At 67.6% G+C, this 25,940-nt stretch carries 27 protein-coding genes; 15 read left to right on the plus strand and 12 right to left on the minus strand.

All coding sequences use genetic code 11. The features are described from left to right. Positions 1–789 precede the first annotated feature (789 nt). Together ACZ56E_RS10855 and ACZ56E_RS10860 are read left to right on the plus strand one after the other, a co-directional pair. Entirely contained in the window at positions 790–1,440 is a 651-nt protein-coding gene (locus ACZ56E_RS10855) for a ScbR family autoregulator-binding transcription factor (protein ID WP_471213215.1), read from the plus strand. A gap of 295 nt (positions 1,441–1,735) precedes the next feature. Continuing rightward, positions 1,736–2,518, plus strand: coding sequence for a glucose 1-dehydrogenase (locus ACZ56E_RS10860; protein ID WP_471213217.1), 783 nt, complete (start codon positions 1,736–1,738; stop codon positions 2,516–2,518). A 133-nt stretch (positions 2,519–2,651) separates the two neighbouring features. Here the strand turns inward: ACZ56E_RS10860 and ACZ56E_RS10865 are convergent, their stop codons facing one another. Then, entirely contained in the window at positions 2,652–3,347 is a 696-nt protein-coding gene (locus tag ACZ56E_RS10865; RefSeq protein WP_471213218.1) for a ScbR family autoregulator-binding transcription factor, read from the minus strand. Positions 3,348–3,873: 526 nt separating this feature from the next. Continuing rightward, the gene (locus ACZ56E_RS10870; protein WP_471214059.1) at positions 3,874–4,680 is read right to left on the minus strand and encodes an HAD family hydrolase; all 807 of its coding nucleotides are present in this window, start codon (positions 4,678–4,680) and stop codon (positions 3,874–3,876) included. 635 nt (positions 4,681–5,315) lie between these two features. Between ACZ56E_RS10870 and ACZ56E_RS10875 the strand changes: the two genes are divergently transcribed. The 4 genes from ACZ56E_RS10875 to ACZ56E_RS10890 all read left to right on the plus strand — a co-directional run bounded on the left by ACZ56E_RS10875 (position 5,316) and on the right by ACZ56E_RS10890 (position 9,088). Then, entirely contained in the window at positions 5,316–6,335 is a 1,020-nt protein-coding gene (locus tag ACZ56E_RS10875) for a ScbA/BarX family gamma-butyrolactone biosynthesis protein (protein WP_471213219.1), read from the plus strand. Positions 6,336–6,741: 406 nt separating this feature from the next. Next, positions 6,742–7,347 (plus strand): HPP family protein, encoded by a 606-nt coding sequence (locus tag ACZ56E_RS10880; RefSeq protein ID WP_471213220.1) that lies wholly within the window; start codon positions 6,742–6,744, stop codon positions 7,345–7,347. Between the two features lie 164 nt (positions 7,348–7,511). Further along, a complete protein-coding gene (locus tag ACZ56E_RS10885; RefSeq protein ID WP_471213222.1) occupies positions 7,512–7,751 on the plus strand; it encodes a hypothetical protein in 240 nt (79 codons plus the stop codon). 152 nt (positions 7,752–7,903) lie between these two features. Beyond that, a complete protein-coding gene (locus ACZ56E_RS10890) occupies positions 7,904–9,088 on the plus strand; it encodes an alanine--tRNA ligase-related protein (protein WP_471213223.1) in 1,185 nt (394 codons plus the stop codon). 146 nt (positions 9,089–9,234) lie between these two features. On the opposite strand, the gene ACZ56E_RS10895 is transcribed toward ACZ56E_RS10890, so the two are convergent. The 4 genes from ACZ56E_RS10895 to ACZ56E_RS10910 all read right to left on the minus strand — a co-directional run bounded on the left by ACZ56E_RS10895 (position 9,235) and on the right by ACZ56E_RS10910 (position 12,074). Then, entirely contained in the window at positions 9,235–9,765 is a 531-nt protein-coding gene (locus ACZ56E_RS10895; protein WP_471213224.1) for a GNAT family N-acetyltransferase, read from the minus strand. 40 nt (positions 9,766–9,805) lie between these two features. Then, positions 9,806–10,357: a TetR/AcrR family transcriptional regulator gene (locus ACZ56E_RS10900; RefSeq protein WP_471214061.1), complete on the minus strand. Its 552-nt coding sequence runs from the start codon at positions 10,355–10,357 to the stop codon at positions 9,806–9,808. Positions 10,358–10,438: 81 nt separating this feature from the next. Continuing rightward, the gene (locus tag ACZ56E_RS10905; protein ID WP_471213226.1) at positions 10,439–11,839 is read right to left on the minus strand and encodes an amidase; all 1,401 of its coding nucleotides are present in this window, start codon (positions 11,837–11,839) and stop codon (positions 10,439–10,441) included. After that, positions 11,826–12,074 carry a hypothetical protein gene (locus ACZ56E_RS10910; RefSeq protein WP_471213227.1) on the minus strand — a complete coding sequence of 83 codons (249 nt, stop codon included), beginning with the start codon at positions 12,072–12,074 and terminating at the stop codon, positions 11,826–11,828. Before ACZ56E_RS10910 ends, ACZ56E_RS10905 begins: the two co-directional genes overlap by 14 nt. A gap of 172 nt (positions 12,075–12,246) precedes the next feature. Between ACZ56E_RS10910 and ACZ56E_RS10915 the strand changes: the two genes are divergently transcribed. Beyond that, positions 12,247–13,164, plus strand: a complete 918-nt coding sequence (locus ACZ56E_RS10915; protein ID WP_471213228.1) for an MBL fold metallo-hydrolase — start codon at positions 12,247–12,249, stop codon at positions 13,162–13,164. Here ACZ56E_RS10915 and ACZ56E_RS10920 read toward each other — a convergent pair. Further along, entirely contained in the window at positions 13,116–13,991 is an 876-nt protein-coding gene (locus ACZ56E_RS10920; RefSeq protein ID WP_471213230.1) for a hypothetical protein, read from the minus strand. The two genes, ACZ56E_RS10915 and ACZ56E_RS10920, sit on opposite strands and share 49 nt — an antisense overlap. 174 nt (positions 13,992–14,165) lie before the next feature. On the opposite strand from ACZ56E_RS10920, the gene ACZ56E_RS10925 reads away from it, so the two are divergent. Then, positions 14,166–14,558: a VOC family protein gene (locus ACZ56E_RS10925; RefSeq protein WP_471213231.1), complete on the plus strand. Its 393-nt coding sequence runs from the start codon at positions 14,166–14,168 to the stop codon at positions 14,556–14,558. 77 nt (positions 14,559–14,635) lie between these two features. Here ACZ56E_RS10925 and ACZ56E_RS10930 read toward each other — a convergent pair whose 3' ends face one another. Further along, positions 14,636–15,481, minus strand: a complete 846-nt coding sequence (locus ACZ56E_RS10930) for an alpha/beta fold hydrolase (protein ID WP_471213232.1) — start codon at positions 15,479–15,481, stop codon at positions 14,636–14,638. 1,321 nt (positions 15,482–16,802) lie between these two features. On the opposite strand from ACZ56E_RS10930, the gene ACZ56E_RS10935 reads away from it, so the two are divergent. Genes ACZ56E_RS10935 through ACZ56E_RS10945 form a run of 3 tightly spaced genes read left to right on the plus strand, consistent with a single transcriptional unit; the run spans position 16,803 to position 20,292 of the window. Beyond that, positions 16,803–17,861: a hypothetical protein gene (locus tag ACZ56E_RS10935; RefSeq protein WP_471213233.1), complete on the plus strand. Its 1,059-nt coding sequence runs from the start codon at positions 16,803–16,805 to the stop codon at positions 17,859–17,861. Positions 17,862–17,908: 47 nt separating this feature from the next. Next, entirely contained in the window at positions 17,909–19,435 is a 1,527-nt protein-coding gene (locus ACZ56E_RS10940) for an amino acid permease (RefSeq protein ID WP_471213235.1), read from the plus strand. A 53-nt stretch (positions 19,436–19,488) separates the two neighbouring features. Then, on the plus strand, positions 19,489–20,292 hold the full coding sequence (locus tag ACZ56E_RS10945; protein ID WP_471213236.1) for a GNAT family N-acetyltransferase: 804 nt from the start codon (positions 19,489–19,491) through the stop codon (positions 20,290–20,292). A 54-nt stretch (positions 20,293–20,346) separates the two neighbouring features. Here the strand turns inward: ACZ56E_RS10945 and ACZ56E_RS10950 are convergent, their stop codons facing one another. From ACZ56E_RS10950 to ACZ56E_RS10960, 3 genes are all read right to left on the minus strand, one after another. Then, positions 20,347–20,946: a DinB family protein gene (locus tag ACZ56E_RS10950; RefSeq protein ID WP_471213239.1), complete on the minus strand. Its 600-nt coding sequence runs from the start codon at positions 20,944–20,946 to the stop codon at positions 20,347–20,349. A gap of 201 nt (positions 20,947–21,147) precedes the next feature. After that, positions 21,148–21,603 (minus strand): nuclear transport factor 2 family protein, encoded by a 456-nt coding sequence (locus ACZ56E_RS10955; RefSeq protein WP_471213240.1) that lies wholly within the window; start codon positions 21,601–21,603, stop codon positions 21,148–21,150. 167 nt (positions 21,604–21,770) lie between these two features. Continuing rightward, positions 21,771–21,974 (minus strand): hypothetical protein, encoded by a 204-nt coding sequence (locus ACZ56E_RS10960; RefSeq protein WP_471214108.1) that lies wholly within the window; start codon positions 21,972–21,974, stop codon positions 21,771–21,773. On the opposite strand from ACZ56E_RS10960, the gene ACZ56E_RS10965 reads away from it, so the two are divergent. Continuing rightward, positions 21,903–22,304: an NUDIX domain-containing protein gene (locus tag ACZ56E_RS10965; RefSeq protein WP_471214062.1), complete on the plus strand. Its 402-nt coding sequence runs from the start codon at positions 21,903–21,905 to the stop codon at positions 22,302–22,304. The two genes, ACZ56E_RS10960 and ACZ56E_RS10965, sit on opposite strands and share 72 nt — an antisense overlap. A gap of 190 nt (positions 22,305–22,494) precedes the next feature. Next, the gene (locus ACZ56E_RS10970) at positions 22,495–23,223 is read left to right on the plus strand and encodes an SDR family oxidoreductase (protein ID WP_471213243.1); all 729 of its coding nucleotides are present in this window, start codon (positions 22,495–22,497) and stop codon (positions 23,221–23,223) included. Between the two features lie 61 nt (positions 23,224–23,284). On the opposite strand, the gene ACZ56E_RS10975 is transcribed toward ACZ56E_RS10970, so the two are convergent. Beyond that, the gene (locus ACZ56E_RS10975) at positions 23,285–23,842 is read right to left on the minus strand and encodes a TetR/AcrR family transcriptional regulator (protein WP_471213245.1); all 558 of its coding nucleotides are present in this window, start codon (positions 23,840–23,842) and stop codon (positions 23,285–23,287) included. Between the two features lie 73 nt (positions 23,843–23,915). Between ACZ56E_RS10975 and ACZ56E_RS10980 the strand changes: the two genes are divergently transcribed. Both ACZ56E_RS10980 and ACZ56E_RS10985 read left to right on the plus strand, forming a co-directional pair. After that, the gene (locus tag ACZ56E_RS10980; RefSeq protein WP_471213247.1) at positions 23,916–25,073 is read left to right on the plus strand and encodes an FAD-dependent monooxygenase; all 1,158 of its coding nucleotides are present in this window, start codon (positions 23,916–23,918) and stop codon (positions 25,071–25,073) included. 93 nt (positions 25,074–25,166) lie between these two features. Beyond that, entirely contained in the window at positions 25,167–25,937 is a 771-nt protein-coding gene (locus ACZ56E_RS10985; RefSeq protein WP_471213248.1) for an MBL fold metallo-hydrolase, read from the plus strand. The last annotated feature ends 3 nt before the right edge of the window (positions 25,938–25,940 follow it).

A 25,940-nucleotide genomic window follows, 5' to 3' on the forward strand; every position in this document is an offset into this window, starting at 1 on the left:
CACCCGCCGCGGCTTCAAAACCGACGACACCGGCACCAACCGGCCGACACACAACCCCAACCCCCGCCGCGACCCGGGAGCCCACGGCACCACCACCCCACCCAACCCCCCGAGACCCACACCCTCTCCCCCCAGAAGACGCCACCAGCACCACCCCACCGGCACCCCGATTCAAATCCAAACCCCCACCCCTGTCAATACAAAACCGCGCAGCTGGTTTCTACCCCAACCCCACCACCACCCCACCACCACCCACCCCACCCTCAACCCAACCCCCACCCACAAACATCCAACACCGACACGCACAAGCCGAGGACCTGGGAAGACAAGCGGGCCCGCGAGTACCCGGAACGCGTTTCGCCTTTGCACATCGGGCATGTGCGGACCGATGAGAACCCCAGCCCACCCGGGCTGGGGAGCGTCAGCTCCATAGCACTGAGACGCAGGACCCAGACCGTCCGGGGCCATGGAACCCGCAGCGCCGAAGGCGACGATGACCACGCGCCGACGGCACCCACCCCGCCCCCGGAAAGATCACCCCCCCCCCAGCGACACCCCGAACGGAATCCTCAACTCACCCCCACCCCTTCCGGCCAAAGCGCTAATCCCGCCCCACCGCCCGCACCCGGAAAGCCATTGAGGTAGCCACCCATCGGCCCTCACTCACCGACAAGCGGAACGCGTCACACCCCAGCCGCCCTCGCAGCCCAACACTCCCCACCCCTGGAGATCAAACCGGCAAGTTGGTTTCATACGGCGACGGGAAACCATTCTTGACGGGAGTCACCAGTGAGCAAGCAGGAACGGGCCACCCGTACCCGCAACGCCCTCATCCTCTCCGCCGCCACCCTCTTCGACCAACACGGCTACATCCGCACCAGCCTGGAAGAGATCAGCGCCCGCGCCGGCGTCAGCCGCGGTGCCCTGCACTTCCACTTCCCCAACAAGGCAGCCCTCGCTGAAGCCATTGAGCAAACCGCTGCCCACACCCTCCACCACACCGCCCACCCGACACCCCCTACCAAGGTGAGTGCCCTGCAACACCTCATGGACCTAACTCACCGCATGATCCACCTCCTCCACCACGACGTCACCGTCCGCGCCGCATTCCGCCTCACCCAGGACCTCGGCCCTCGCGCCCACGACCTCCGCCACCAATGGCATACCTACATCCATCAACTCACCACCCAAGCCGCCCGAGAACACGCCCTGACCCCCCACACCACCCCCGAAGCCCTAACCACCACCATCACCGTCACCACGACCGGCCTTGAAATCCTCACCCGCACCAACCCCCACATGTTGACCCCCGCCCCCCTCACCCACTTCTGGCAACTTCTGCTCCCCACCATCACCCACCCCCACACGCTTCCCACCCTCCACCCCAACGGCAGCCCCGCACCCACCGACACCGCCAAGATCACCAAGTCCGCCAACTAGCGGCCCACACAGCCACCCCTCGGCAACCCTCGACAGGTCACGATCACAGCCTCGGCATGCACGCCACGCGCCACCACCGCCTCCCCCGCGCGGGGCGGAGGCACCTGTCGCTTTCGTCGGCGCGTTCCCCCCTCCCCCGAACCACCGAACCACCGACCCACCGACCCAGTCAGCAAGTAGTCAAGATCCCGCAATGCGACCTCTGTTATCGAACAGGCACGCTAGGCTACCGACAGGTCGTCACGCCTCGGCGGGAACGGCGTTGCAGCGGCATGTGCCGCCTGAGGCAAGGGGAATGCGCCAGATGACGCAGGGTCAGGGTTCGCTCGCGGGGAAGGTCGCCCTTATCACCGGGGCGAGCAGTGGGATCGGCGCCGCGGCGGCCCGGGTGTTCACGCGGGAGGGCGCACAGGTGGTGCTCATATCCCGCCGGGAGGACCGGCTCCAGACCCTGGTCAAGGAGTTGCACGCCGAGGGGGCAGAGGCTGCCTCCTACTGCGTGGCGGACGTCCAGGTCGCCGCCGACATGCGGCGGGCCGTCGACTTCGCGGTGGAGACCTACGGGCAGCTGGACGTCGCGTTCAACAACGCGGGAGCAGCTGTGGCGAAGAGCCCGCTGCACCTGATGGACGACGCGGCCTACGACCTCATCATGGACACCAACGTCCGTGGAGTCTGGAACTGCCTGCGCCCCGAGATCGGCGCGATGCTGGAGAGCGGCGGCGGAGCGATCGTGAACACGAGCAGCGTGGCCGGCCTGGTCGCCACCTCGGTCGCGGCCCCTTACATCGCCTCGAAGCACGCTGTGGTCGGACTGACCAAGGTCGCCGCGGTCGAGTACGCACCCAGCAACATCCGCGTCAACGCCATCGCTCCGGGCCTCGCCCGCTCGGAAATGGTCGAGGACTGGTTCGCCCGCTTCCCCGGACAGGAAGCCAAGAGCAAGGCCTCCTCCCCGCAGAACCGCATGGCAGAACCCGAGGAGATCGCGGAGGCCGCCGCCTGGCTGTGCAGCGACCGCGCCTCCTTCGTCACCGGCGTCACCATGCCCGTCGACGGCGGCGCCACCGCCTGGTAGGTAGCAGCTGATCAAGCACTCGCGCACTCGCGCAGTGCTGCCGCGGCGACCACAGTGCGGGTCCATCTGAATCAGCACAGATAAGGCTGGCCTGAGCAATGCCGGTACGCAGCAAGCTCAGGCTCAGCTCAGCTCAGCTAAGTACAGGCTGATCGGCGTCAGTCGGTCGATTGGTCGAGGTGACCAAGACCGGCTGGGGGACGGACACTGCCTGTGCATACAGGCGTGCTCCCCGGTCCGGGGCCAGGTCGAGACGGGCCAGCACCGCGGGCACCGTGATCGCCGGTATCACGTGGTCGTAGAGCACCGAGATCCGCCGCTCGACGTCCGCCAGCCCACTCTCGAGCTGGGAGAAGAGCTGCACCCCGTGAAAAGAGCTGACGATGAGCTCCGCGGTCTGCCGGGGCACCACATGGGAAAGGATCTCCCCGCGGTCCTTCGCCTCGGCGAGCGTCTGGGTGGACAGCTCTATCCACGCCGGCCAGGCACTGCCGTAGTGCTCCCGGCCCTGCGGGTCGGAAGAGAGCACCGCACCGGCTCGTACGACCGGATCACGCGGCAGTCGGTGCGCGAGCAACAGCCCCGCGTCCACCCACTCCTGGACCTTGAGATCCTGCGGCGGTCCCGCGTAGGCGACCTGCGCCTGCAGCACTCCGCGAGCCAGGGCTTCCTTGGAGTCGAAGTGGAAATACAACGCACCCTTGGTGACCCCGGCCTCCTGGAGGATGTCCGACACCGTGGCCGCCGAATATCCATGCTCGGCAAAGACCTTGGCAGCCGCCTCCAGTACTGCGCGGCGCGTCCTGACAGCACGCTCCTGCTGCGCCACGTGACCTCCCCTGCACTAGTGCCCGTATCGGGTATGCAGCGGACCCGAAAAAGAAACCGTCGTGGAGGTACCTTACCCATAACCCCACCTGCGGACCCGGTCCGGGATCTTTCCCCACCGTTCCCCCTGGCTCCACCCGCCCGACAAATCGACACTCAACCCACCAAGGCGCTCGCTTCGCAAGAGCAACTCACGCCAAACCACACCACCCCACTCACACACTGTTCACAGGCCCCCACACCTGGGGGCGTGACGTGGCAAGGAGGCGCGGGCCGTGGGCTGTTGGCCGGTCGCCAACCGCCCGCAGGTCAGACAAAACCCGGGCATGATCGATGGCCGGTATCGCATCACCTGGCCAGCCACGTTCGCAATGGCATGCAGCCTGGCAAGTGGAGCGAGTCGGGCGAGTCGGGCGAGCCGCCGACTGAACACCCTTCCGCCCACCGCGGCTTGAGCCGTCAGGCCTGGGGGGCGTACACGCATGAGGCTTGCCGCGTACGCCCCTCAGGCCTCCCGCTTACGCTCGTCAGCTCTGCCGCGCACGCTCCTCCGGCCAGTTGCGGCCGGCCGCCGCTTCCGCGTCCACCCTGCGCAGCAGCTCCTCGTCGATCTCGTCCAGCGATCGGACCACATGACGCACGCCGACCTGCTCCATCAACGGCCGCTGGTACCCGTGGTCGTAGTCGCTGGGGTGCCCGATGAACGCCACGCCGAGCTCCCGCGCCGTCTGCGCCACCCGTGCCACATCGTCAATGAAAAGCACCTGGTCGAAACGGAGCCGGAACACATCCTCGGTGATCTCCCGGATACCCGGGCGGAAGTCATTGGTGCACACATACACCGGCTCGTCGAAATACTCCGCCAAATCCCCCAGATAGCGGTCGAAGTGCGTGCGCTCCAATCCGCCGTAACAGACCGTACGTACGCCGAACGACCGCAGCCTTTCCATCAGTCGATGCGCGCCCTCCAGCACCCGCACCGGGTGCTCCAGCAGATAGCGCTCCCGCTCCTCGAAATACGCGGCCAGCAAGTCCTCCGCGGAGCCACCCAATACGTCCGCCGCCGCCTGCGCCGCCACTCGCTGCGACTGCGACAACAGCGCCTGTTCCAGCCCCGCTCCGTACTGGCCGCCCCGCGACTCCACCAAGCGGCGGATCACCGGGCCGAAACTGTCATTCAGCAACACCCCGTCAATATTCACCGCCACCAGGCTCAGGTGCGCCAACCCCTTGGAACGTCCTACCTCATGAACACGCGAATCCGGGCCGATCGCCCCAGCCTCGACCAGATCCGACTCGACCGAACCAACCTCGGACGAACCCTGATGCCCCATCACGTCAACCCCCACAATCTGACGACCGATGCACAACAAACGCAAACAAGCCCAACTGGCCGCACGCCGAACCGAGTTGACCTTAGGTCAACCCATCGGCCGCTCCCAGCCAGGGATCCCTGACCTCGCCATCCCAGCCAGCCAACCAACCAGCAAGCAGCGCGGACCGCACCAAGCAAACCAGAGCTGAACAGTCCCGCAATCTCCGGAAGTCGACGAACCGGCGAGTGATCCGGACGGGGACTATACGGACAGGCAGCAAGAAGGACAGCAGGAAGGCAGAACGGAGTTGCAGCGGACAGTGGACAGCGGGGCGGCGGGCACGCGGGTCGACGGATGGGCAGATGGACAGACCGATCGGCGGAACGATCGACGCGAAAGCATAACAAGGGAACCGGACTGCCGGTTTTCCATGAATAAGCGGACGGAATAATTCCCCTTTCACGGGAAACCGCAAGCCGCCTCCCACCAGGTACGCAACTCGTCGGCGCTACTCAGCGTCACAGAAAGTCGAATCCCCAGGAGATCCATTTACCCCGCGTCCACCTCGTGTAATCACCACCGACCCTTGAAAAGGAAACCGGTGGGTATGTATGTTATGGCGTCACTTTCATTCACCTCCGGGGGAGAGGTTCATGAGCAGCAGTCTCGTCATGCCCGAGTCGAAAGACGCCCAGGGCAACCGCAACACCCACACCGCCCGCGCCGAGGGTCAGCCGGCCCAACTACCCCGGCTCACCACGACCGTTCCCGCGGAATACGTCCACCGCGCCGCCCTCGCCGAAGTCTTCCTCACCGACTGCGAAAAGACCGGTGAGAGCACCTTCGTCCTCACCGGCCAGTGGCCCCGCGCCCACACCTTCTTCACCACGGCGGACGGACGCCACCACGATCACCTCCTGGCCTGCGAGACCTTCCGCCAGACCGGCATCTACCTGGCCCACGCCGAGTTCGGCGTACCTCTGGGCCACAACTTCGTCATGCAGGACATGACCGTCACCACCCACCCGGAACACATGGTGATCGGCACCACCCCCACCAATCTCACCCTCAACACCACGATCACTCGTGTTGGCCGCAGTCCCAACTTCACGATCAGTCTCACGATCGTCAACCAGCACCACCACACCATCGCCACCTGCTACGGCCACTTCACGTGCATATCCCCGGCTGCCTACCGGCGTCTGCGCACTGCCAACCCCACCAGCACCCACGCCACCAACCCCACTGAGCACACCCTCGAAGCCCTCGAGCACACCCCCATCCACCAAGACCCCACCACTTACGGCCGCGTCCACACCCGTGACCTCGTGCTCGCCCCCACCCACGAGCCCCACCGGTACCGCCTCAACCCGGACCCCACCCACCCCATCCTCTTCGACCACGACGGTGACCACATTCCCGGCATGGTCCTCATCGAGGCGGCCCGCCAAGCCACCCATCCCCACCCGCCGACCACTCATCTCACGCACAGCCACACCGAGTGGCATCACTACGTCGAACTCACCACGCCCTGCCACATCACCACCACTCCCCCCACCACCACGATCACCCCCACCGGTCACACCACCACGCAGACCGTGACCAGCCACCAGAACAACCACGCCACCCACACCACGACCCTCACTCACACCACCACTCACACGCCCACGTAGACGAGCAGCAGCAACACTTTCCCCCACCCCTTCGCGGGCTCCTCAACGCAACACGGAGCTCAGCCCGTCGGCTGACCTCCCGTCAGCGAGTGGGCGGCTGAGCGGACGTGTCCGCACGGTGGGGCGGGCAAGGTGAGTTGTGACGCCGTCGCCGCCGACCATGCTCTCGATCTGGTCGACGCGGCGACGGCTCCGGGCCTGCACCGGCCGGCCCGGCCCTTGGCGACCCTGACCTGCAGCTACGAGCCACCGCCCCATAGAATTCGGGGCGAGTACGCGGATATCCCTACCCCGGACCGCCGCCGGTGCCCACGTCCCTGCCGACCCCGAGGGAAGCCGGGCCGACTCCTGCCCGCCTGCCCTGCCGTCCGGGTCTCCCGCCGGCCCAGCCACCGGAACCACTGTCTTGAGCACCGAAGCAGTCACTGAAGAAGGCACCGAAACGGTCATCGGCATACAGCCGCCCCCGCCCTCTGCCTCCTGCCCCGCTCCACCCTCGACCGCCCGGTCCCGCTTCCGCACTCGTCTCGCCGGGCGTGCGCCCGCCCCGCCGCCGCCGGGTACCGCGCTGCACAACGTCAGCGTCGCCACCGCCGTCCTCCTGGCCCTGGTGGCCATAGGCTCCCTCATCCACGAGCCCGTGCTCATACCCCCGCTTGCCGCGTCCGCCGCGATCATCCATGGTGCGCCGACGCTGCCTCTGGCGCAGCCACGCAGCGTGATCGCCGGCCATCTGCTGTGCGCCACCGTCGGGTACGCCGTCGTCGCCGCCTCGGGCAGCTCCCCGTGGGCGGCGGCCATGGCCGCAGGGATCAGCTTGGCCGTGATGACCGTGGCCCGAACCCCGCACTCCCCCGCCTGCGCGACCGCCGTCGTCATCGTCCTCAACACACCGCGGCCCGCGACCTTCGTACCTCTGCTGGTGGGTTCCGCCGCTCTCCTCGTCCTCGTGGGCTGGGCCGCCTCGTGCGCCCGCCCCAGCGCGCCGCGCTACCCCGCCTACTGGTGGTGAGCCGGGCCGCCCGGCCGTCACGTCGCAGGTCGGCTGCGGCCGGTGACTCGCCTCAGCGTCAACTACTTCCAGGCGCAGAACGAGAAGCCGGCCATGGCCAAGGCGAGTCAGGTGCCGCGCTGGCGGGAGGCAGACACGCTCCCGCCGCTGGAGCGGGACGGCACGTGCCGCAGGACTTCTGGCTGCGCTGGGCCGACATCGTCCAGGAGCGGGTGGGTGACCCGCAGGCGTACCTCGCCTGGTTTCCGCCCCACACCCCTACAGCAACCGTCTTGTCGAACGTCACGGCGGAAAATCATGTGACCCGGCGGGCCGGGCGCGTTATCGTTGGCTGTATGAACGTCATCGGCCCACGCAACACCGCGACCGCGCGAGCGACCAGCTCGCCGGTTGCCGCCGCCTGACGTCTTTCGTTCTTTCCATCGGCGACCGGAAACGGCCCGCCGATGTTCCCGTGGCCCCTGGCTCTCTCGCCGACTCCCTCGCCACGATCCGACGACCGCGCGGACCCGTTGTCCGGTGCCTCCCCCGCTCGTACACGCGAAGGAGCCACCTCATGAACACCGACTCGGTCATCAGCACGTTCGTCGAGTACTTCCAGGAGCGCGGCCATCACCGGATCACCGGGTCGACTCTGCTGCCGCCGCCCGGGGACTCCGTCCTGTTCATCACTTCGGGCATGCACCCCCTCACCCCCTACCTGGAAGGGCGCCCGCACCCACTCGGCAGCCGACTCGTCAACGTACAGCGCTGCCTGCGCACCACTGACCTCGAAGAAGTCGGCGATCCCACCCATCTGACCGTCTTCGAGATGCTCGGCACCTGGTCACTCGGCGACTACGAAGGACCGCAGAGTCTCCGCTGGGGATACGAGTTGCTCACCGAGGGCCTCGGCATCGATCCCCGCATGATGCACGCCACGGTCTTCGGCGGTGATGACCGTACCGGCCCGGATACCGCTTCACTGGAAGTGTGGGAGGACCTGAGGGTTCCCGTGGAGTTGACCGTGGAGGACAACTGGTGGTCCAACGGGCCGACCGGCCCGTGCGGCCCCGATTCCGAGATCTTCCTGTGGACCGGCGACACCCCGCCGCGGTCGACGCCCACGCACGACGACCGTTGGGTGGAGGTGTGGAACCACGTCACTATGCGCTATCGCAAGCTTGACGACGGTTCGCTCGTGCCGCTCCCCCAGCGCAATGTCGACACGGGGCTTGGCCTTGAGCGGCTGGTCTCGTTGTTGCAGGGCAAGTCGTCGGTGTTCGAGTGCCATGTCTTCGCTCCGTGGCGGCTGCTCGTGCCGGGACTGTGGCAGCTCGACGAATCGTCGCTGCGGATCGTCTGCGATCACCTGCGTTCGGCCGTGGTGGTGATCGGCGACGGGGTACGCCCGAGCAACACCGGCCGCGGCTACGTGCTGCGCCGTCTGGTCCGGCGCCTGCTCACCGTGCTGTGGCGTGACGATCCCACGCGGGGGCTCGGCGATCTGCCGGGGGATCTGATCCAGCACACTCTGGACCACTTCCACCAGGACGTGGACCCTGTCGACGTACGCGTCATCCTGCTCGACGAGGAGCGACGGTTCCGTCGACTTCTTGAGCGCGGGCAGCGCATCCTGGCCCAGTCCCGCTTCCAAGGGCCGCTCGACGAGGGGGACTTGCACTATCTCCACGACACGCACGGCCTGCCGCGCGACCTCGTCCTGAGCCTGCGTCCGGAGGGACGAGGGCCTCACGCCTGAGGGGCTTGCAGCCTGAGAACCTGAGAGCCTCAGGACCTGAGAACCTGAGAGCCTCAGGACCTGAGAGCCTCAGGGCCCGGCCGTGCTGCTGCGGGCCCGGCCATCCGCCCCGGGTGACCCCGGGGAGGGACGGCCGGACCCGCATCTCAGAGTCTCAGCAGGCCACCCACCCACCAGTCGTGCGGATTGCCGTCGTTGGCGATGGCGCGGTTCCTCAGTGTTCCTTCGACGGTGAAGCCCAGCTTCTCGGCGATGGCGCGCGAGCCGGTGTTGCCGACCATCGCCCACCACTCGATGCGGTGGACGTCGAGTGTGGCCCATCCCCAGTCGCACAGCACTCGCGCGGCCTCGACCGAATAGCCGTGGCCACGCTGCTCCTTGACGGCCCAGTAGCCGAGTTCGAAGACGCCCCGGCTCATCCGGGTGAGGCAGTACGTGCCGACGAAGGCTCCGCTGCCCTTGCGGAACGCACCGAGGTTGTAGTCCTTGTCCGTGGCCCAGCCAGCGGGCCACTCCTCGCAGACGCTCTTCTCGGCGTGCTCACGCCGGTACGGCACCGGCACCGGCGTGTAGTACTGAATGTCCTCGTCCTGGCAGGCGTGATACACCGCGTCCACGTCATCGGGCGTGAAGGCCCGCAACACCAGGCGGTCGGTCTCAAGAGTCACCGGATCCATTGCGGCAGTATGAGCATCTCCCGGCGACGGCGGCCAGCGATTATCCCGTAGGGGTGTCGAGCACTCCGGCCACCAGTCGGCGGGCGTACGCGGCGTCATGTCCGGTCGGCCGGAAGAGGATGCGGTACATCACCGGGGCGACAACGTGGTCAAGGACCGTCTCGACTTCGGGGACGGTCTCGCCACGGGCGGCCGCACGCGCCAGGATGACGTCGATCTGCTCGGCCGCGTAGGCGGAGCACTGCCCCGCGTTGCTGCCGTCGGGATCGCCGAGCAGTGCGTCGCGGATGTAGGCCCGGCCCGCAGCGGACGACATCTCGTCGAGGAACTGCTCCGCCCAGGCTTCGAGATCGGATGTCAGGTCCCCTCGGTCGTCCGGCGGCGCCTCGGGGCGCAGGCGCTCGACCGCCACGTCCGACAGGAGCGCCTGCAGATCGCCCCAGCGGCGGTAGATCGTCGAGGGGGTGACTTCGGCGCGGGCGGCGATCAGCGGAACCGTCAGTGCGTCGCGGCCCACCTCGGCCGCGAGCTCGCGCACGGCGGTGTGCACCGCTTCTTGTACTCGGGCGCTGCGCCCGCCTGGGCGCGCCATCGGCTTACGACTCACGTCATCACCTTAAAGGGAAGTACATGTCACGACCGCACGCACGCGGGGTGCCGCACCCGGTGCCCCTCAGAGGGCGACGGCCGCCGGTGCGAACGAGTGGGCAGGGACTGTCTGCTCGTACGCGTGGCCCACCCGCAGGAGCACGGCCTCGGCGAGCGGGCGGCCGAGGAGCTGCATGCCGATGGGCATGCCCGCGCGGTCGCGACCGACCGGTACGGACAGTGCCGGCACACCGGTGATGTCGGCGGGGGCGGACAGGCGTACATAGGCGTCGGAGACGTTCTCCGAGGTGTCGTCGGCCCACGTGATGGTCTCCTGTTCCGAGCGCACCGCGGTCGCGGGAACCGTCGGTGCGGCGACCACGTCGACCTCGTCCAGCATGCGCAGCCAGGCCTGGCTCATGAGCGTGCGGGCTCGTTGGGCGCGCAGATAGTCGCCGGCGGACATGAGCGCGCCGGCTTCCAGGAGGATCCGGACGTCGGCGCCGTACTCTCCGGGGTCCGAACGCAGAGTCCGCTCGTGGTAAGCGGTGGCTTCCGGGACCATCAGGCCCCATTGCGTGGCCTGGACGTACCGGGTCATCGGAATCTCGACCTCAACGAGAGTCGCGCCGAGGGTTTCCAGGTGGGCGACGGCGGCTCGTACGGCGGCCTCGACCTCGGGGTCGACGTGGTCGAAGTAGTAGTTCCGGGGGACGCCGACCCGCAGGCCTGTCAGGTCCGTGCCCGGGGCCGGTCGGTAGTCCACGGACGGCAGGGACAGGCTGGCGGGGTCGCGCGGGTCATGTCCGGCGAGGACGGTCATCGCCAGGGCCGCGTCTTCGACGGTACGGGTCAGGGGGCCGACGTGGTCCAGCGTCCAGGACAGGGACGTCACGCCGTGCCGGGGAACGAGGCCGTACGTGGGCTTGAGGCCGACGACGCCGTTCAGTGCGGCCGGCACGCGGATCGACCCGCCCGTGTCGGTCCCCAGGGCGAAGGTCGCCGCGCCCGCCGCCACGGCGACGGCCGAACCGCCACTGGAGCCGCCGGCCACCCGTTCCCGGTCCCAGGCGTTGTTGGTCTGCGGCGTGGTCAGGCCGTAGGCGAACTCGTGGGTGTGGGTCTTGCCCACCAGGGCGGTGCCAGCCGCGGCCAGGCGCGCCGCGACGGTACTGTCGGCGTCCGCCCGGTGGCCTGCCCGCACCCGGGAGCTGGCCGTGGTCGCCACACCGGCGACGTCGATCAGGTCCTTCAGCGCCACGGGGATTCCGTGCAGGGGGCTCCTCAAGTGCCCGGCGGTGGCCTCGTGTTCGGCATCGCGCGCCGCGATACGGGCCCGCTCCGCCGTCACTGTGACGTAGGCCTGGAGGTGGGGTTCCGTCTGCTCGATCCGGTTCAGCACCGAGTCGACGAGTTCCACGGGTGAGAGTCGACGCGCCTGTATTTCGGCGGCGGCAGCGGCGAGGGACAGCTCATACGGCTGCATTGCGGTTCTCCTCCGGGGTGTGGTGAGTGGCAGGCAGGGGCGACGGAGGGAAAGGGGACGGCGGGGTGGGCGGGGTGTCCGCGAAGTCGAGTTCGCGCAGGACGGCGACGACGGAGTGGATGTGGTTCGCCGTGGCGGCGACGGCGTGGTGCCGGTCGGCTGCCAGCGGGAGGCCGGCTCGCGCCGCCCATCGGGCGACCTCGGGAGGGGTGAGTTCCTCAGTGGGGGTGGGCATGGATATCCCTTCCGGGTCGGGGTGAGGGTGGCCTGCCTCGGTTGTTCCGAGCGCGGACGTCGATCCCATCGAGCCTAAAAGCTAAGTGTTTGCGTTAGGCCTACGGTAGGACCTACGCTCACTTAACGCAAACAGTTAGCTTTTATGCTCGCCCCGGAACGGACGGACTGACATGAAGACGCCCTCAGCTTCCCCACTCCCCTACTGGACCGTCGGCGACATCACCGTCCACCGCATCGACGAAACGCCCCTGCCGCCCGCGACCGGGCCCTGGCTGCTGCCCGACGCCACAGCCGACGTGGTCGCACAACACCACTGGCTCCGCCCCGACTTCGCCGACCACCAGGGCGTCCTGCACCTCGACAGCCACAGCTTCGCGTTCGTCGTCGGCACGCTGCGGGTGCTCGTCGACACCGGTATCGGCAACGGCAAGGCACGAGCCAACCCGGCATGGCACAACCTCCACACCGACTACCTGCAACGCCTCACCGACGCCGGATTCCCCCCGGACTCCGTCGACCTGGTCGTCCTCACCCATCTGCACACCGACCACGTCGGCTGGAACACCCGAGAAGTCGACGGCGCATGGATCCCGACCTTCCCCAACGCCCGCTACGTCGCCTCCCGCACTGAGCGGGAGTTCTGGGCCGGGTACGACATGGACGAGGCACGGCAGCAGATGTTCCGCGACTCCGTGCATCCGATCGAGGACGCCGGACTGCTCGACCTCGTCGACGTCCCGGCCAGCGGCACCGAAATCGCTCCCGGCCTACGCCTGTTGCCCACCCCTGGTCACACCCCGGGCCACATCACGGTCCAGGTGAGCAGTCACGACGAAACGGCCGCGATAACCGGCGACTTGATCCACCACCCTGTCCAACTCCCCCACCCGCACATCGGAAGCTGCGTCGACATCGACCCGGCCCAGGCCGAGGCCTCACGCCGCACTCTCCTCGCCTCGCTCGCCGACACCAACGCCCTTGTGCTGGGAACCCACTTCCCGAAGCCGACAGCCGGTCGCGTGGTGTCCCATGGGGATGCTTATCGGCTGTCGCCGGTTCCGCCGAGGGGCAGCGCGTTCACGGGGTGACGCTCGAACATGGGGGTGGCACCCGCGTCGTACGGGAGGGTCGAGAGTACGTCGGCGTAACCGCGCTCGAGGGCCTGCCGTTGGCGTGCGATGTGCGGGCCGGCGGGGAGCGCGGCCAGGCGGGCCATCTGTTCCTCGTGGGCCTGGGTGATCTGGTCGGCAGTCGCACGCCAGTCGGTGTCGTCCGGTACGCGGGCCAGTTCCACGCAGACCGGTTCCGTACCCTCCGCCAGTGCGGCCGCAGCCCGGTCGTGGCCGTCCAGGAGCAGCCAGCCGTCCAGGAAGGACACCCACCACAGCAGGACGGGGGCAAGGGTGCCCTCGCTGACATGCTTGCGGTAGGCCTTCACGCGGGCGGCGTCCGGTGCCGGGAGCGGGCGCAGCGGCAGGATGCCGTGCCAGCCGCCCCCACAGAGCTGTTCGAGGGTCGCGTCGGGCCAGTCGCGGACGAGGTCGCAGCTCCAGATGCCGGGGGCGAAGGTGGTAGGCGGGGTCAGCCGCCAGCGCCCGTTGTGGAGGGGGCCGCACCTCGACTCTTCGAGCCAACGCGCGTACTGGTGCGGCCAATTGGTGCCAGCCCGCATCGCAGCTGCGGTCAGGGGCGGCAGCGGGGAGTGGTGGCCGCCCAGACGGCGCAAGTGGAGGTCGCGGCAACAACCACCACCCTCGGACCGGGCCCGGATGAGCGGCTGTTGGCCCTGGAGAAGTACCCAACGGCGCTCCGTCACCCGCTCGAAGCGCAAGGGTGGCCAGGCGACCTGCCCTCCGCCCGGAACGGTCAGGACGAGCCCGCCCCCGGGCAGTGGTTCCCGTGTGGCCTTGATCATGGGATCAGTGTGTCAGTACGAAGGCTCGGTGAGCATGGTCGCGAAGGAGCGGACGTGCCGGGCACGGGTGCGGTGGCGAGTTGACCTCCTTACGGCCAGGGTGCTCCGTGGTAGGACGACTCACGCAACGACCAAGTACCTTAACTGTCGAGATTTCGTGGCAGAGGAGCAGATGTGGCTCAGGGAACCCTCGGATACACCTTGAACGGCTTGCATCACGTGCAGCTTGCGATCCCTCCAGGCGCTGAAGATCTCTGCCGCGAGTTCTGGGGAGGTGTTCTCGGCATGACAGAGCTTGAGAAGCCGCCAGTGCTGGCGGCTCGCGGCGGGTGCTGGTTCCGAGGCGGTGGCCTGGAGGTCCACCTGGGGGTCGAGGAGGACTTCCGCCCGAGCAGGAAGGCGCATCCGGGCATCCTCGTGACCTCGCTCCAGGCGCTCGCCAAGCGGTTCGAGGACAACGGTGTGAGCGTCACTTGGGATGACGACTTCCCCGGGCACCATCGCTTCTACGCATCCGACAAGCTGGGCAACCGGCTTGAGTTCCTGGAACCTGTGCGCGACCGCTGACGTAGGCGAGACAGAGACTGTCCACGCTCCGTCCGTGCAGTGCCTGTGCACTGGGGCGCGCCCACACGCTGAGGCCTCTACGCCGTGAAGAAGTCGATGAGCGCGCGGGCGATCCGACCGGGGGCGTTCTCTGTGGGGATGTGATCCGCGTCCGGGATTCGTACGAGCGTGGTGTGCGGCATTTCCGCGGCGAAACGTTCGGCGTACTCCACCTTCTCGTGGAGGTCGTCTTCGCCCCAGATGAGCAACTTGGGCTTCGTGGACCGCTGCAGGGCGGGGACGAGGTCAAGGGTGTAGCGGTTGTCGGCCGCACTCGCCAGGGCCAGCCAGGAGCGGCGAACCCGTGCGTCGTTCCACGGATCCACGTAGTCCGCGATCAACGGCTCGGTGGCAGCACCGGCGAGCGCATTCGCCACCGCCTGCCGCCGAGCCTCGAGCACGCCCTCGGCCGGGTCGGTGTCCGCGCCCGTACCCGAGTCCCGGAACTTGGCCACATGGGGCGCGGGCCAGGAGTCGTAGAGGACCGAGTTGACCAGGGCGAGGTGGGACATCTCCAGTCGGTCGCGGGCGAGGAGGTGTTGGGCGATGGCACCACCAATGTCATGGCCTGCGACGGCAAGCGGCTCGCCGAGTTTCAGTATGGTGGCGAACCGCGCCACCCACTCCGAGAGGGCCGGTACCGTGGCCGTCTCCTCGGTGAGCTCGCCTCCCGAACGCCCAAGTCCGGGGAGATCGACAGCAATGGGCCGCAATCCCGCCTCCGCAAGGCGGCCGAGTACGGGGAGCCAGACCCGGCTCCAGTACGTTCCGTGCAGCAACAACACGGCAGGACCGTCCCGCTCCACGGTCAGGTAGCTGGCCGTTTCACCGTCGACCTGAACGGTGGTCCTCAGCACATTCGCTTCGCTGCTCTTATCCCTCATGGGACGACTGTGACCGCAGCTGATCTCCTGACCGAGAGACCAGAAAGACAGGAACAGGTACATTCCTGCCAGACTCCGTTGGCGGACGCCGTTGACCCGGCCCGTCTGCCTGGCCTCCCGCCTGCCACAGGATCACGGTGCCGCCAGTCAGCAGGTAGGCACCGAGCAAGCGGTGATCGGGCGGCAACAAAACGGGTCCTGTACGCGCAGTACGCGTACAGGACCCGTGATCGAGCGCCGGGCAGGCCTTGCACCTGCATCTCCCCGCAGGAAGCGGGACGTCTTTCCTTGGACCACCAACGCATCACCAGGCACCACGTGTTGTGGCGACCAGTTCAAGATCTACTATACCCCGGAAAGTTCGCGAGGTGTTCGCCGTAGAGCACTTGGATGTCGCGCCTGCGACTGTGGTCTACAGCGTCGACGGATCCACCTGCATCAAGACCATCACTACACCCGACCCGACCCCGATCCACCCGAAGCCTGGATTTCGGCGCATTTCCGCTTGCGAAACCAACTGATCACAGTCAGTGACTACCGTACTGAACTAGCCGAATGCGCCTGCGCCAGGAAGACCACCTCTGGTGGCACCCGTCGCCGGAACGCAGCACCCCTCACAACACCTACGCACCAACAGCGCGCCTCCTGCCTGCACCGCACACAGCGCGCCTGACCCATAACCAACTCGCTCATCCTCCAGCAAGCTGCTGGCGCCTTGCCGCCGGTCCGCCTCGTGTTCAACCTTCCGCCCGCACACCAGGGGCCCGCCCCCTTCCGCCCAGGGCGGCAGCCCTGTCCCCACATGCCCATGAGCACGTGGCTGCGAGCGTCCGAGCTCCAATGCCGCACCGTCTGAAGGCTTCTGCCAACCCGTCCGGTCACGGAAGGCGACGCTCTTCCTCCGCATGGCCGAAACCTGCGTCCGAACCACCGAACAATCTTGGTCTCACTAGTCATGCGTCACTCCAGGCACTTAAGTACCTGTCGGGCACTCGCTACCGGGCACGGGCGAAAGCCTCCGGCCGGGCTTTAGGCCACGGCCGTTTCCGCGCTGCTCGCCGTCCGCCACCGCTGTACTGCTCCACATGACCATGCCACCCCGTGTCCCAACTGCCCCGAGGGTCCTCCTGCTTATGGCCGCCAGTGCACACCGGTCGGTGTCGTGCTCACACCACCCGGCGAGCCGCAGCGCTCACGGCAGCGGACGACAGGCGGCCAGACGACCGTCCCGCATAAAGCCCGGCCCACCCGTGGCCGCGACGGCTTCAATTGCCCGTTCTTCGCACGCCGCCCCCTGTCCGGTCGGCCCCGGGGGACGTTGATGGAAAGAAACAACGCAGCCGGCGCGGTGAACCCAGCCGGCCGAGACACAGACCTCTATGCGGCAGTACAGGACATCCAGGCGGGTTACTGGCTGCAGATGCAGCAAGTACTGGCACAAACAGAGAACTGGCCGCAGTGGATCTCCCGCACCCAGGTGCTGGGGGTCGTCGCGGCGCAGGCCAACGTTGTCGAGTTGTGGCTGAAAGAGGAACCGTCGAGCCTCGCCGCCCGCGTCATGTACGCCAGAGTCGCCACCGAACGAGTGCTGCAAGCCCACCGGAAGCACTGGACGCGTGACTACCGGAAGACAGCGGACCTGGAGAAACTGGTGGCCCGGGCCCGGGACGCGTGCCAGCAGGCCAGCGAGGGGAACCCCGACGACCCAGTGCCCTGGATATGCCGCCTGGCCCTGGTCGAAACGGACGTGGCAGGACGCTACCCGGAGCACCATGTCGCTCCACCACCCCATGAGTATCTGCTGCCTGGCGGACCATGGGGGCTGCTCGCGGAAGTGCATCGACGAGATCCGTTCAACCGCGAAGCATGGCACCGCATGTCCCAGGCGCTCCAAGCCCGCCCCGGTCCCGCGGGCCGTCAGGCTGTCGCGACGGACTTCGCCCGCTGGACCGTCTCCTTCGCACCACCCGACTCACCGCTGCTTCTGCTGCCCCTCTATGCCCGCGTACAGGAGCACCGGGAACGCCGGGACAACGGGGCCGCGGCCACGCTGAACCTCCTGTGGACCAGGGAGGACACCACCCGGGCCATCACGCAGGCATTCGAGGGCTGGTTCCAGAAGTGCGAGCCGGCCACCAGTTCCCAGCTGGATCTGAACTACCTCGCATACGCCTTGGCAAGGGGAGGCTTCGCTCAATGGGCCACCGAAGTGTTCGACGCCATCGGCGACTTCGCCACGCCTGCCCCGTGGCATTACGACCACCGATACCCGGAGAACCAGTGGCGGAAGACATTCGAGGAGGACCGTGAGGCCTGCCTGAGGTCCCGCCTGAGATCCCGCCCGCGGCATGCGGGAGAGCACCCACGACCACCGACCTGACCCCCACCCCCCTGTTGCAGCTTTCCTGTTTCCTGTGCGGAGAACCAATGACTTCGGTGAGAACACCGCGCCAGCAACCGAACCCGGTCGACGACGACGAGGAGGACGCACGCATCCTCCAGTCGCTGGGCTACACCCAGCAACTGCACCGTCGGATGGGGGCGTTCGGCAATTTCTCGGCGTCCCTGTCCGTCATCTCGATCATGTCGGGGACCTTGCTGCTGTTCGGCTACGGCCTGAACTCGGGAGGCCCCGCGGTGATCACGTGGGGGTGGCTCGCCGTCGGGCCGCTCGTGTTGTGCCTGGCCGCGGCCTTGGCGGAGATCACCTCCCGCTACCCCACCAGTGGCGGCCTGTACTACATGGCCCGCCAGCTCGGGGGTGAGCGGTGGAGCTGGTACACCGGCTGGCTCAACCTCCTGGGCCTGCTCGGCGGAATAGCCGCCCAGGACTTCGGCATCGCGACATTCACCGCCGCGTGGATGAACCTGCAATTCGATTACACGCCGACCCCGGGCTCCCTGCTGGCCCTGTACGCGGTCATCCTCGCCCTGCACGCGGTCCTGAACCTCTTCGGCACTCGGCTGATGAACATCCTGACGTCCGTGAGCGCGTGGTGGCATCTCGCGGGGGCCGTCGTCATCATCGGCTCCCTGGCGCTCGTACCTTCCCACCACCAGTCGGCCGGCTTCGTCTTCTCCGAGTTCACCAACAACACCGGCTGGGGTGCCCCGGCGTACGTGATTCTGCTGGGCATGCTGCTGCCGGTCTTCGCCCTCGCCGGTTACGACACCTCGGCCCACCTGAGCGAGGAGACCAACCATGCCTCCGTCGCCGCGGCCCGCGGAGTCTTCCGCTCTGTGGCGGTGTCCTGGATCGCCGGCGGCATCCTCTTGACCACGCTGCTGTTCGCCGTCCAGGACTACAGCGCGACCCTGGACAGCCAGACCGGTGTACCCGTGGCGCAGATCCTTCTGGACGCGCTGGGCATGGCGGCGGCCAAGGCCCTGCTGTTGGTGATCATCGTGGCCCAGTTCCTGTGCGGCTACACCGTGACCGCCAGCGCAAGCCGGATGATCTATGCCTTCGCCCGGGACGGTGCCCTGCCCGGATCGGCACGCTGGAAGAAGATCAGCCGCCGCACCGCCATCCCCGCCAACGCGGTCTGGCTCGCGGTCACTGTGGCGTTCGTACTCGCACTGCCTTCCTTGTACTCCAGCACGGCGTTCGCGGCGGTGACCGCCATCTCCGTCGTGGGATTCACCTCGGCCTACGCCATCCCAGTGCTGCTGCGGCTGATCCACCGGGACCGATTCACCCCGGGGCCCTGGAACCTGGGCCGCTGGAGCCGGCCGGTCGGCTGGATCGCGGTGGTGTGGGCGGCCGCGGTCACCGTGCTGTTCCTGCTGCCGCAGAGCAGCCCGGTCACTGCCACCACCTTCAACTACACTCCGGTCGCCGTAGTGGTGGCCTTCCTCATAGCCGCCCTGTGGCGGCGCTTCGGCCGCGACTCCTACCACGTGCCCCGATCCAGCTCCCCCACCGAGGACAAGCAGTTCGAGGGCATCATCTGATGACGAAGAATCCGATGTCCTCAAAGGCAACCCCGACAACCCATGGGAGTACGGTGACCGGCCTCACGGAATCCATCGAATCGGCACAGCAGCTCGCCGTCGCCTGGCGCGCCCTGGTGCTCGACCGCGATGCGGACGCGGATGTGCGCGACCTCCCCGGTATCGCCGTCCGCTGGGCCGACTGCCGATTCTCGTTCTACAACTGCATCACCCTGACCGACCCGGGAACAGGGGCCGATCTCCTCACGCAACGTTTGCGCCAGGCGGCGGACATCATGCGTGCGAAGAAGCACCCGGGCTTCCTGTGGCTCTTCGAGGACCTCCTGGCCGACGAGGCCCGCACCACGCTGGCCGCGGCGGCAGAGCAGGCCGGCCTGCAGTACGCCTTCCCCGGCACGGGCATGGCCGGAGACCTGCTGCCCATCCCCGACCCGGTACACCCCGACCTGACGTTCGTGCGTGTGCGCACCGACGAGCACTTGCGGGCCTACGCGGACCTCCAATCACACGCGTACGGCTTCCCCTTGGAGGAAGGCCGCGACGGTCTGGTCGGATCCGCGCGCTGGAAGAGCGAGGAGGTGTACGCGTACCTGGCCATGCGGGGCGACGTTCCGGTGGCGTGCGCCGCGACGGTCGAAGCGGAAGGCCGTCTCTTCGTCGCGTTCGTCGCCACGGACCCGCAGTGGCAGCGCAGGGGTTACGGCGAGGCGGTCACGCGCAAGGCACTGCACGAAGGCGCCCGAGCCACCGGGCTGACCCGCGCCACGTTGCACGCGACCGTCGCCGGCGCTCCTGTATACCCGCGTATCGGTTTCACGCCGAACACCCCCATCCACTTCTACAACTTGATGGAGTGAACCGCCGGGGCTGGGGCCCTACGTCTAACGAGTCCGGCCCCAGTCCCGGCAAGATCAGCCCTCACCGACTTCCCGAGCCACACGCTCCAGTCGGCTCCGGTGGGCCTCCCACCATGCCTGATCACCTGGTGGCAGGTTCTCCTTGCCCTGCAGATACCCGACGGAACCGTCGATCAGTTCTCGCACGATGTCGGCGTGGCCTGCGTGCCGCTGGGTTTCGGAGACCATGCGTACCAAGATGTGATGCAGTGTCACCTCTCGGCGTTCCTCTGGCCACCACGGGACGTGACCGATCGCGTCGAGCGGCAGCGTCGCGATCGTGCTGTTGGAGTGCTCCCACGCCTGGTGGTACAGCCCCACGATCTCTTCACGCGACTCGTCCGCAGTTGCCCACATGTCCGATTCGGGTTCCGCGTTCTCCGTGTACCACCAGGGTGGCGGCTCTTTGTCGAAGAAGGGCCGCCCGAACGTGTCACCGAAGTACCCCAGCTCGACGCTGGCTACGTGTTTGACCAGTCCCAACAGGTTCGTGCCCGTGGGGGTCAGCGGGCGTCGGATGTCGTACTCCGAGAGCCCATCGAGCTTCCATAACAGGGCGTCACGCGCCTCTTGCAGGTATCGGAGGAGGTCCGCTTTCGAGTTCGGCTCGATCATGCCGGGCAGTCTGCCACCCAGCACTGACACTGAGGATTGAGCACATTTCGAAGGCTCCATCCGTCACCCCAGAGGCGTGACCCCCGGCTGGGCGGAGCGCCTCCTCGCCCAGCCGGGGAAGCCCACCAACGCTCCACTCCCCGCAGGGCCGGCACCAAACCTCGGCGCGCAGAACGGCGTGCTGGCCGACAAGGCCTTCGGTCATTCCCGATCTGAAGGTGTCGGCACGGCGCAGGCTTCGGCGATAGCCCGCGTGTCCCAGTAGAACGGACGCACTTCGGCGATCCGCCCGTCCCTGACGGTGATCGCTTGCAGAATCGGGAAACTGAGTTCACGGCCGGTCGCACGGGCGCGGGCACGGACCTGTGTGAGTACGACCGCAGTCTCACCGGTAGCAAGAAACTCTTGCTCCACTATGTCGAACGACTCCCACACCTCTCCCATCATGAGGAAGAACTGGGTCATGCCATCGTGCCCACGCCAAGTGCCTCCGTAGGGCAGGGCTGCTGCTTGGTGCAGTTCGACATCCGGCGCAAAGAAGGGGGCAAGCAGGTCGAATGAAGCCTCACCAGGGCCTCCTGCCGCCAGGTACTCGGCCTCAGCGGCATACATGCCAGTGAGGACTGTTACTGATTCCGTAGTGGATGACATCGTCATGTCGCCAGCATGATTACCGCAGGAGGGCATTGCTGGCGGCAATCAGACGTCGTTGTACGGCGCGGTCGGCACTTCCGCGAAACGCCGTAGCGCCGAGCGCCTGCTGGGTCGACGTCGCCAATACCGGCGGGGCGACCGCGTGACAGTCCGGTCGTTCCGGGCGGGTGTCAGTGGGGCCTGCGATGGTGTGAGGCGTGGATGAACTCGTGGAACGTGTTGACGCTCAGGACCGTGTGCTGGGGGTGGTCAGGCGGCGAGACGCCGTTCGGGAAGGGTGGCTGCACCGGGTTGGCGTGGTGGTGTGCCGCGATGGGCACGGCCGTTTTCTCGTCCATCGGCGTGCCGAGCAGTTGTCCCGTTTCCCAGGGCATTACGAACTCGGGATCGGGGGCGCTGCGGGGGTCGGCGAGTCCTATGAGCAGGCAGCTGCCCGCGAGCTCAGCGAGGAGCTGGGAGTGCGGGCGGCAGCGTGCCTTCGGTTCAAGTGCCTCAATCGGAGCGGACTCAGCCCGTACTGGCTGGCAGTCTGTGACGCCGTGCTTCCAGAGGTCGTCGCCCCTGACCCCGAAGAGGTGGCCTGGCACAGGTGGATGACCGAGCTCGAGCTGCGGCGGGCTCTGCAGCAGTGGACCTTCACTCCTGACAGCCAGGAGGTGTTCGACCGGTATTTCGCTTGTGGTGCTGCCCTGGGGGCTGCGTGAAAACGATGTTCGTGAGTTGGGTCAGTGGGACAACAGCGTCGGCCGCTCGTGTTCCCAGCCATAATTCCTGGCCATAATTCCTGCTCGTGCCTCCTCCGATGCCAGGTGTTCGGCCTCACGGCCCGCGCCATCGGCCGGTTGGCGAGCGAGGAGGTCTAGGACAAACCGTCCACGAGCAAGGAGCGCAATCATGAGGTTCGACAACCACCGCGTCGTCATCACCGCTGCCGGTCGCGACTTCGGGCGTACTCTGGCGATCCGGTTCGCAGACCTCGGCGCTGAGGTCTTCCTCTCCGCACGCAGCCTCGCTGCCGCCGAGCGCGTCCGTGACGAAATCCGAGACCGAGGCCATCAGCGAGTCCACGCTTACGCCTGCGACTTGACGGATCCCGCCTCGATCCGTGACTTCGCGTCCGGCGTCACCCGGCACACCGACCGCGTCGACATTCTGATCAACAACGGCTCGCGCTACCTCGAAGGGCCGGATCTCCTGTCGGTCTCCGACGCCGATGTCGTCGACACCATCGCGTCCGGCGCCACGGGCACGGTCCTGACCGTGAAGAACTTCCTGCCTCTCCTGCTCAACTCGGACAAGCCGGATGTAGTGACGATGGTCTCCGCCTGCGGGACGGCAGGACATCACCGTTCGGACGCACACGACGCCTTCTATGCGGCCAAGAGCGCACAGGCCGGGTTCACCGAGATCCTCTCCAAGCGCCTACGGCCCAAGGGAGTTCGCGTGATATCGCTCTACCCGCACGACTTCGACAACACCGACCCGCTCTCCGAGGAGTGGGAGGCCACGCCACGGGAGGCCAAGGATGACCTCACCTCGCAGTCGCTCGTGGAGTGCATCTTCTTTGCGGTCGCCCAGCCCCGTGACTGCTTCATCAAGGCGTTCCACTTCGAACAGGTCTGAGCGTCCGCTTGCTCAAGTAGCGGTTGCCGCAGGCGGAGGCAGAGGCGGAGGCGGCCAAGAACTAACGCATGGCAGCGGTCACGAGGCCCTCCAGGGCCTCGCGCGGCACTTCCCCTCCGCCTACGAGCCGGTCGAAGACCAGGCCGTCGACGCAGGTCAGCAGCGTCTGGGCGCGATTCGTCACGTCCGTCACGCCGTGCCCCGCGAGGAACAAGCGAACGGCCTCGCGGCCGGCGTTCTCGCGGGGTACGAGGATCTCCCGTAGTTCCTGGTCGCGCACGCTTTCGAGGGTGCAGGCGTAGCGGGCAAGTGAGCGGCGGCGGCCCTCGCCGGTGATCCGTTGTTGGGTGAGCAGGGCCAGGCCGTTCACGAGTTCCTCGGCGGTGCGCAGCGGCAGGAGTTGCTCAGCCGTCGTGTGCAGTTCTGCCTGGTCGAGTTCGACGAGGCGTGTGACGAGTCCGGTGAGCAGTGCGGCGCGGGTGCGGTAGTACGCCGATGTGGTGCCCGGCGGCATGTCCGCCCGGCGGTCCACCGCGCGGTGGGTCAGGCCGCGCATCCCTTCGTCGGCGAGTACGTCGAGTGCCGCGTCTGCGAGGAGGGTGCGCCGGTCCATAGCCATGTTCCCTTTCTACACCTGTAGAGCTTCGGCTAAGATCATTCTTCTACAGATGTAGAAGAACTGGGGGCTTGTTATGGGCAAGACGGCTGTGGTTGTCGGAGGGGGCATCGGCGGACTGGCCGCCGCGATCGGGCTGCGCCGCGTCGGCTGGGAGGTGACGGTCGTCGAGCGCGCCTCCGTGCTCGACGACGTGGGGGCGGGTATCTCACTGGCCGCCAATGGCCTTCGGGCGCTGGATGAACTCGGCGTGGGCAAGGCGGTGCGAGAAGCATCGCGAGGCCAGTACAGCGGTGGCACTCGCACGCCGGAGGGCGGCTGGCTGGCCCGGATGGACGGCGCGGCACTGGAGAAGGCGGTCGGCACACCCATCATGGGTATCCCTCGCGCCACCTTGCACCGGCTGCTTCGCGAGGCCCTGCCCACCGGGACGCTGCAGATCGGGGCCGAGGCCGGCCCGGTTCGACCGCTCCGGTGCGGGATGGTTCGAGTCGACTGCGGTGGCAGGACCCTGGACGCGGACTTGGTGGTGGCGGCCGACGGCATTGGCAGCAAGGTCCGCCAACATCTCTTCCCGTCCCACCCCGGCCCGGTCTACAGCGGCTCGACAGTACTGCGTGCCATCACCGAGCACGCTGTCGACCTGGACACCGACTTCGAGCTGACCTGGGGGCACGGTGCCGAGTTCGGGCACATCGCCTTCCCCGACGGACGCGCCGAGTGGCACGCGGTCCTCACCCTTCCGGCAGGGACGCGGTTCGCCGACCCTCTCGCCGAACTGCGCCGACGCTTCCGCGAATGGCACGAGCCGATCCCCGCGCTGCTCGACGCGACGCACGCCGGCGCCGTGCTGCACCACGACGTCAACGAGCTGCGGACCCCGCTCCCCACGTACACGGTCGGCCGGATCGCGCTGCTCGGCGACGCGGCCCATGCCATGACTCCCAACCTGGGCCAGGGCGCTTGCCAGGCACTGGAGGACGCGGTCACCCTGGCCGCCGCGCTCGCTGCGGAGCCCAACACGGAAGCCGCGCTCGCGAGGTACGACGCCGAGCGTCGACCACGCAGTCAAGCCGTCGCTCAGGCTGCCCGGCAGGCCGGACGGATGGGCCATCAGCTTTCGGGCCCACTGCCCGTCGCCCTGCGCAACATGGCGATGCGGCTGACACCCTCCCGCGCCGCCCTACGGATGATCCTCCGCCACCACAACTGGGCTCCGCCCCGCCTGTGTTGATCAGCTCGGGCGTCGGCGCGAAGCCCCGACCGAGGCAAGACAACCCTCCATCTGACCAGTGGGTCGGTGGATCATGTGTTCTACGCTCTCGGAATGAGCGACGAGCTTCTTCACCTCACGGTCCTGGGCAGCGCCACGCCCTACCCAAGCGTGGACAACCCGTGCTCCGGTTACCTGGTGTCGAGCGGGGACACCCGCATCTGGATGGACGCGGGCAGCGGGACGCTCGGCCCGCTCCAGCGTCACGTGCGGCTGGACGAGCTCGACGCGATCTGGATCTCGCATCTGCATGCCGACCACAGCGCGGACCTGCTCACCGCGTACTACGGCGCCCTGTATGCGGACATCAAGCTCGCTGCTCCGATCCCTCTCTACGGCCCGCCGGGAATCACCGACCGGCTGGCCGGCTTCCTCACCAACACTTCGGCTCGTAGTCCGATCGAAGCCGCCTTCGCGGTCAGCGAGTTGCACGACGGCCATCAAGCGACCGTAGGGTCGCTCCGGCTGACCAGCCGGGCCGTGTCGCACGGCATGCCGGCCTTCGCCGTACGCATCGAGACGGCGGGCAAGTCGCTGGTGTACACCGGGGACACGGCACCGTGCCCGAGCCTCACCGAGCTGGCCGAAGAATGCGACGTGCTGTTGTGCGAAGCCGACAGCGCACAGGAACCGGTCGATGGCGAAAAGGTGCACCACACGCCGGAGGACACCGGCGCCACAGCCGACACGGCCGGAGCGGGCCGACTGATCGTCACGCACGTGGGCCGCACCCTCACACCGCAGCAAGCAGTGGCGCGCGCCTCAGCGCGGTTCAACGGCCCCGTCGCCTACGCCGCCCCCGGTGCCACCTTCCCAATCGGCTAGGGC

This window comes from Streptomyces sp. NPDC039480 (assembly GCF_055597165.1).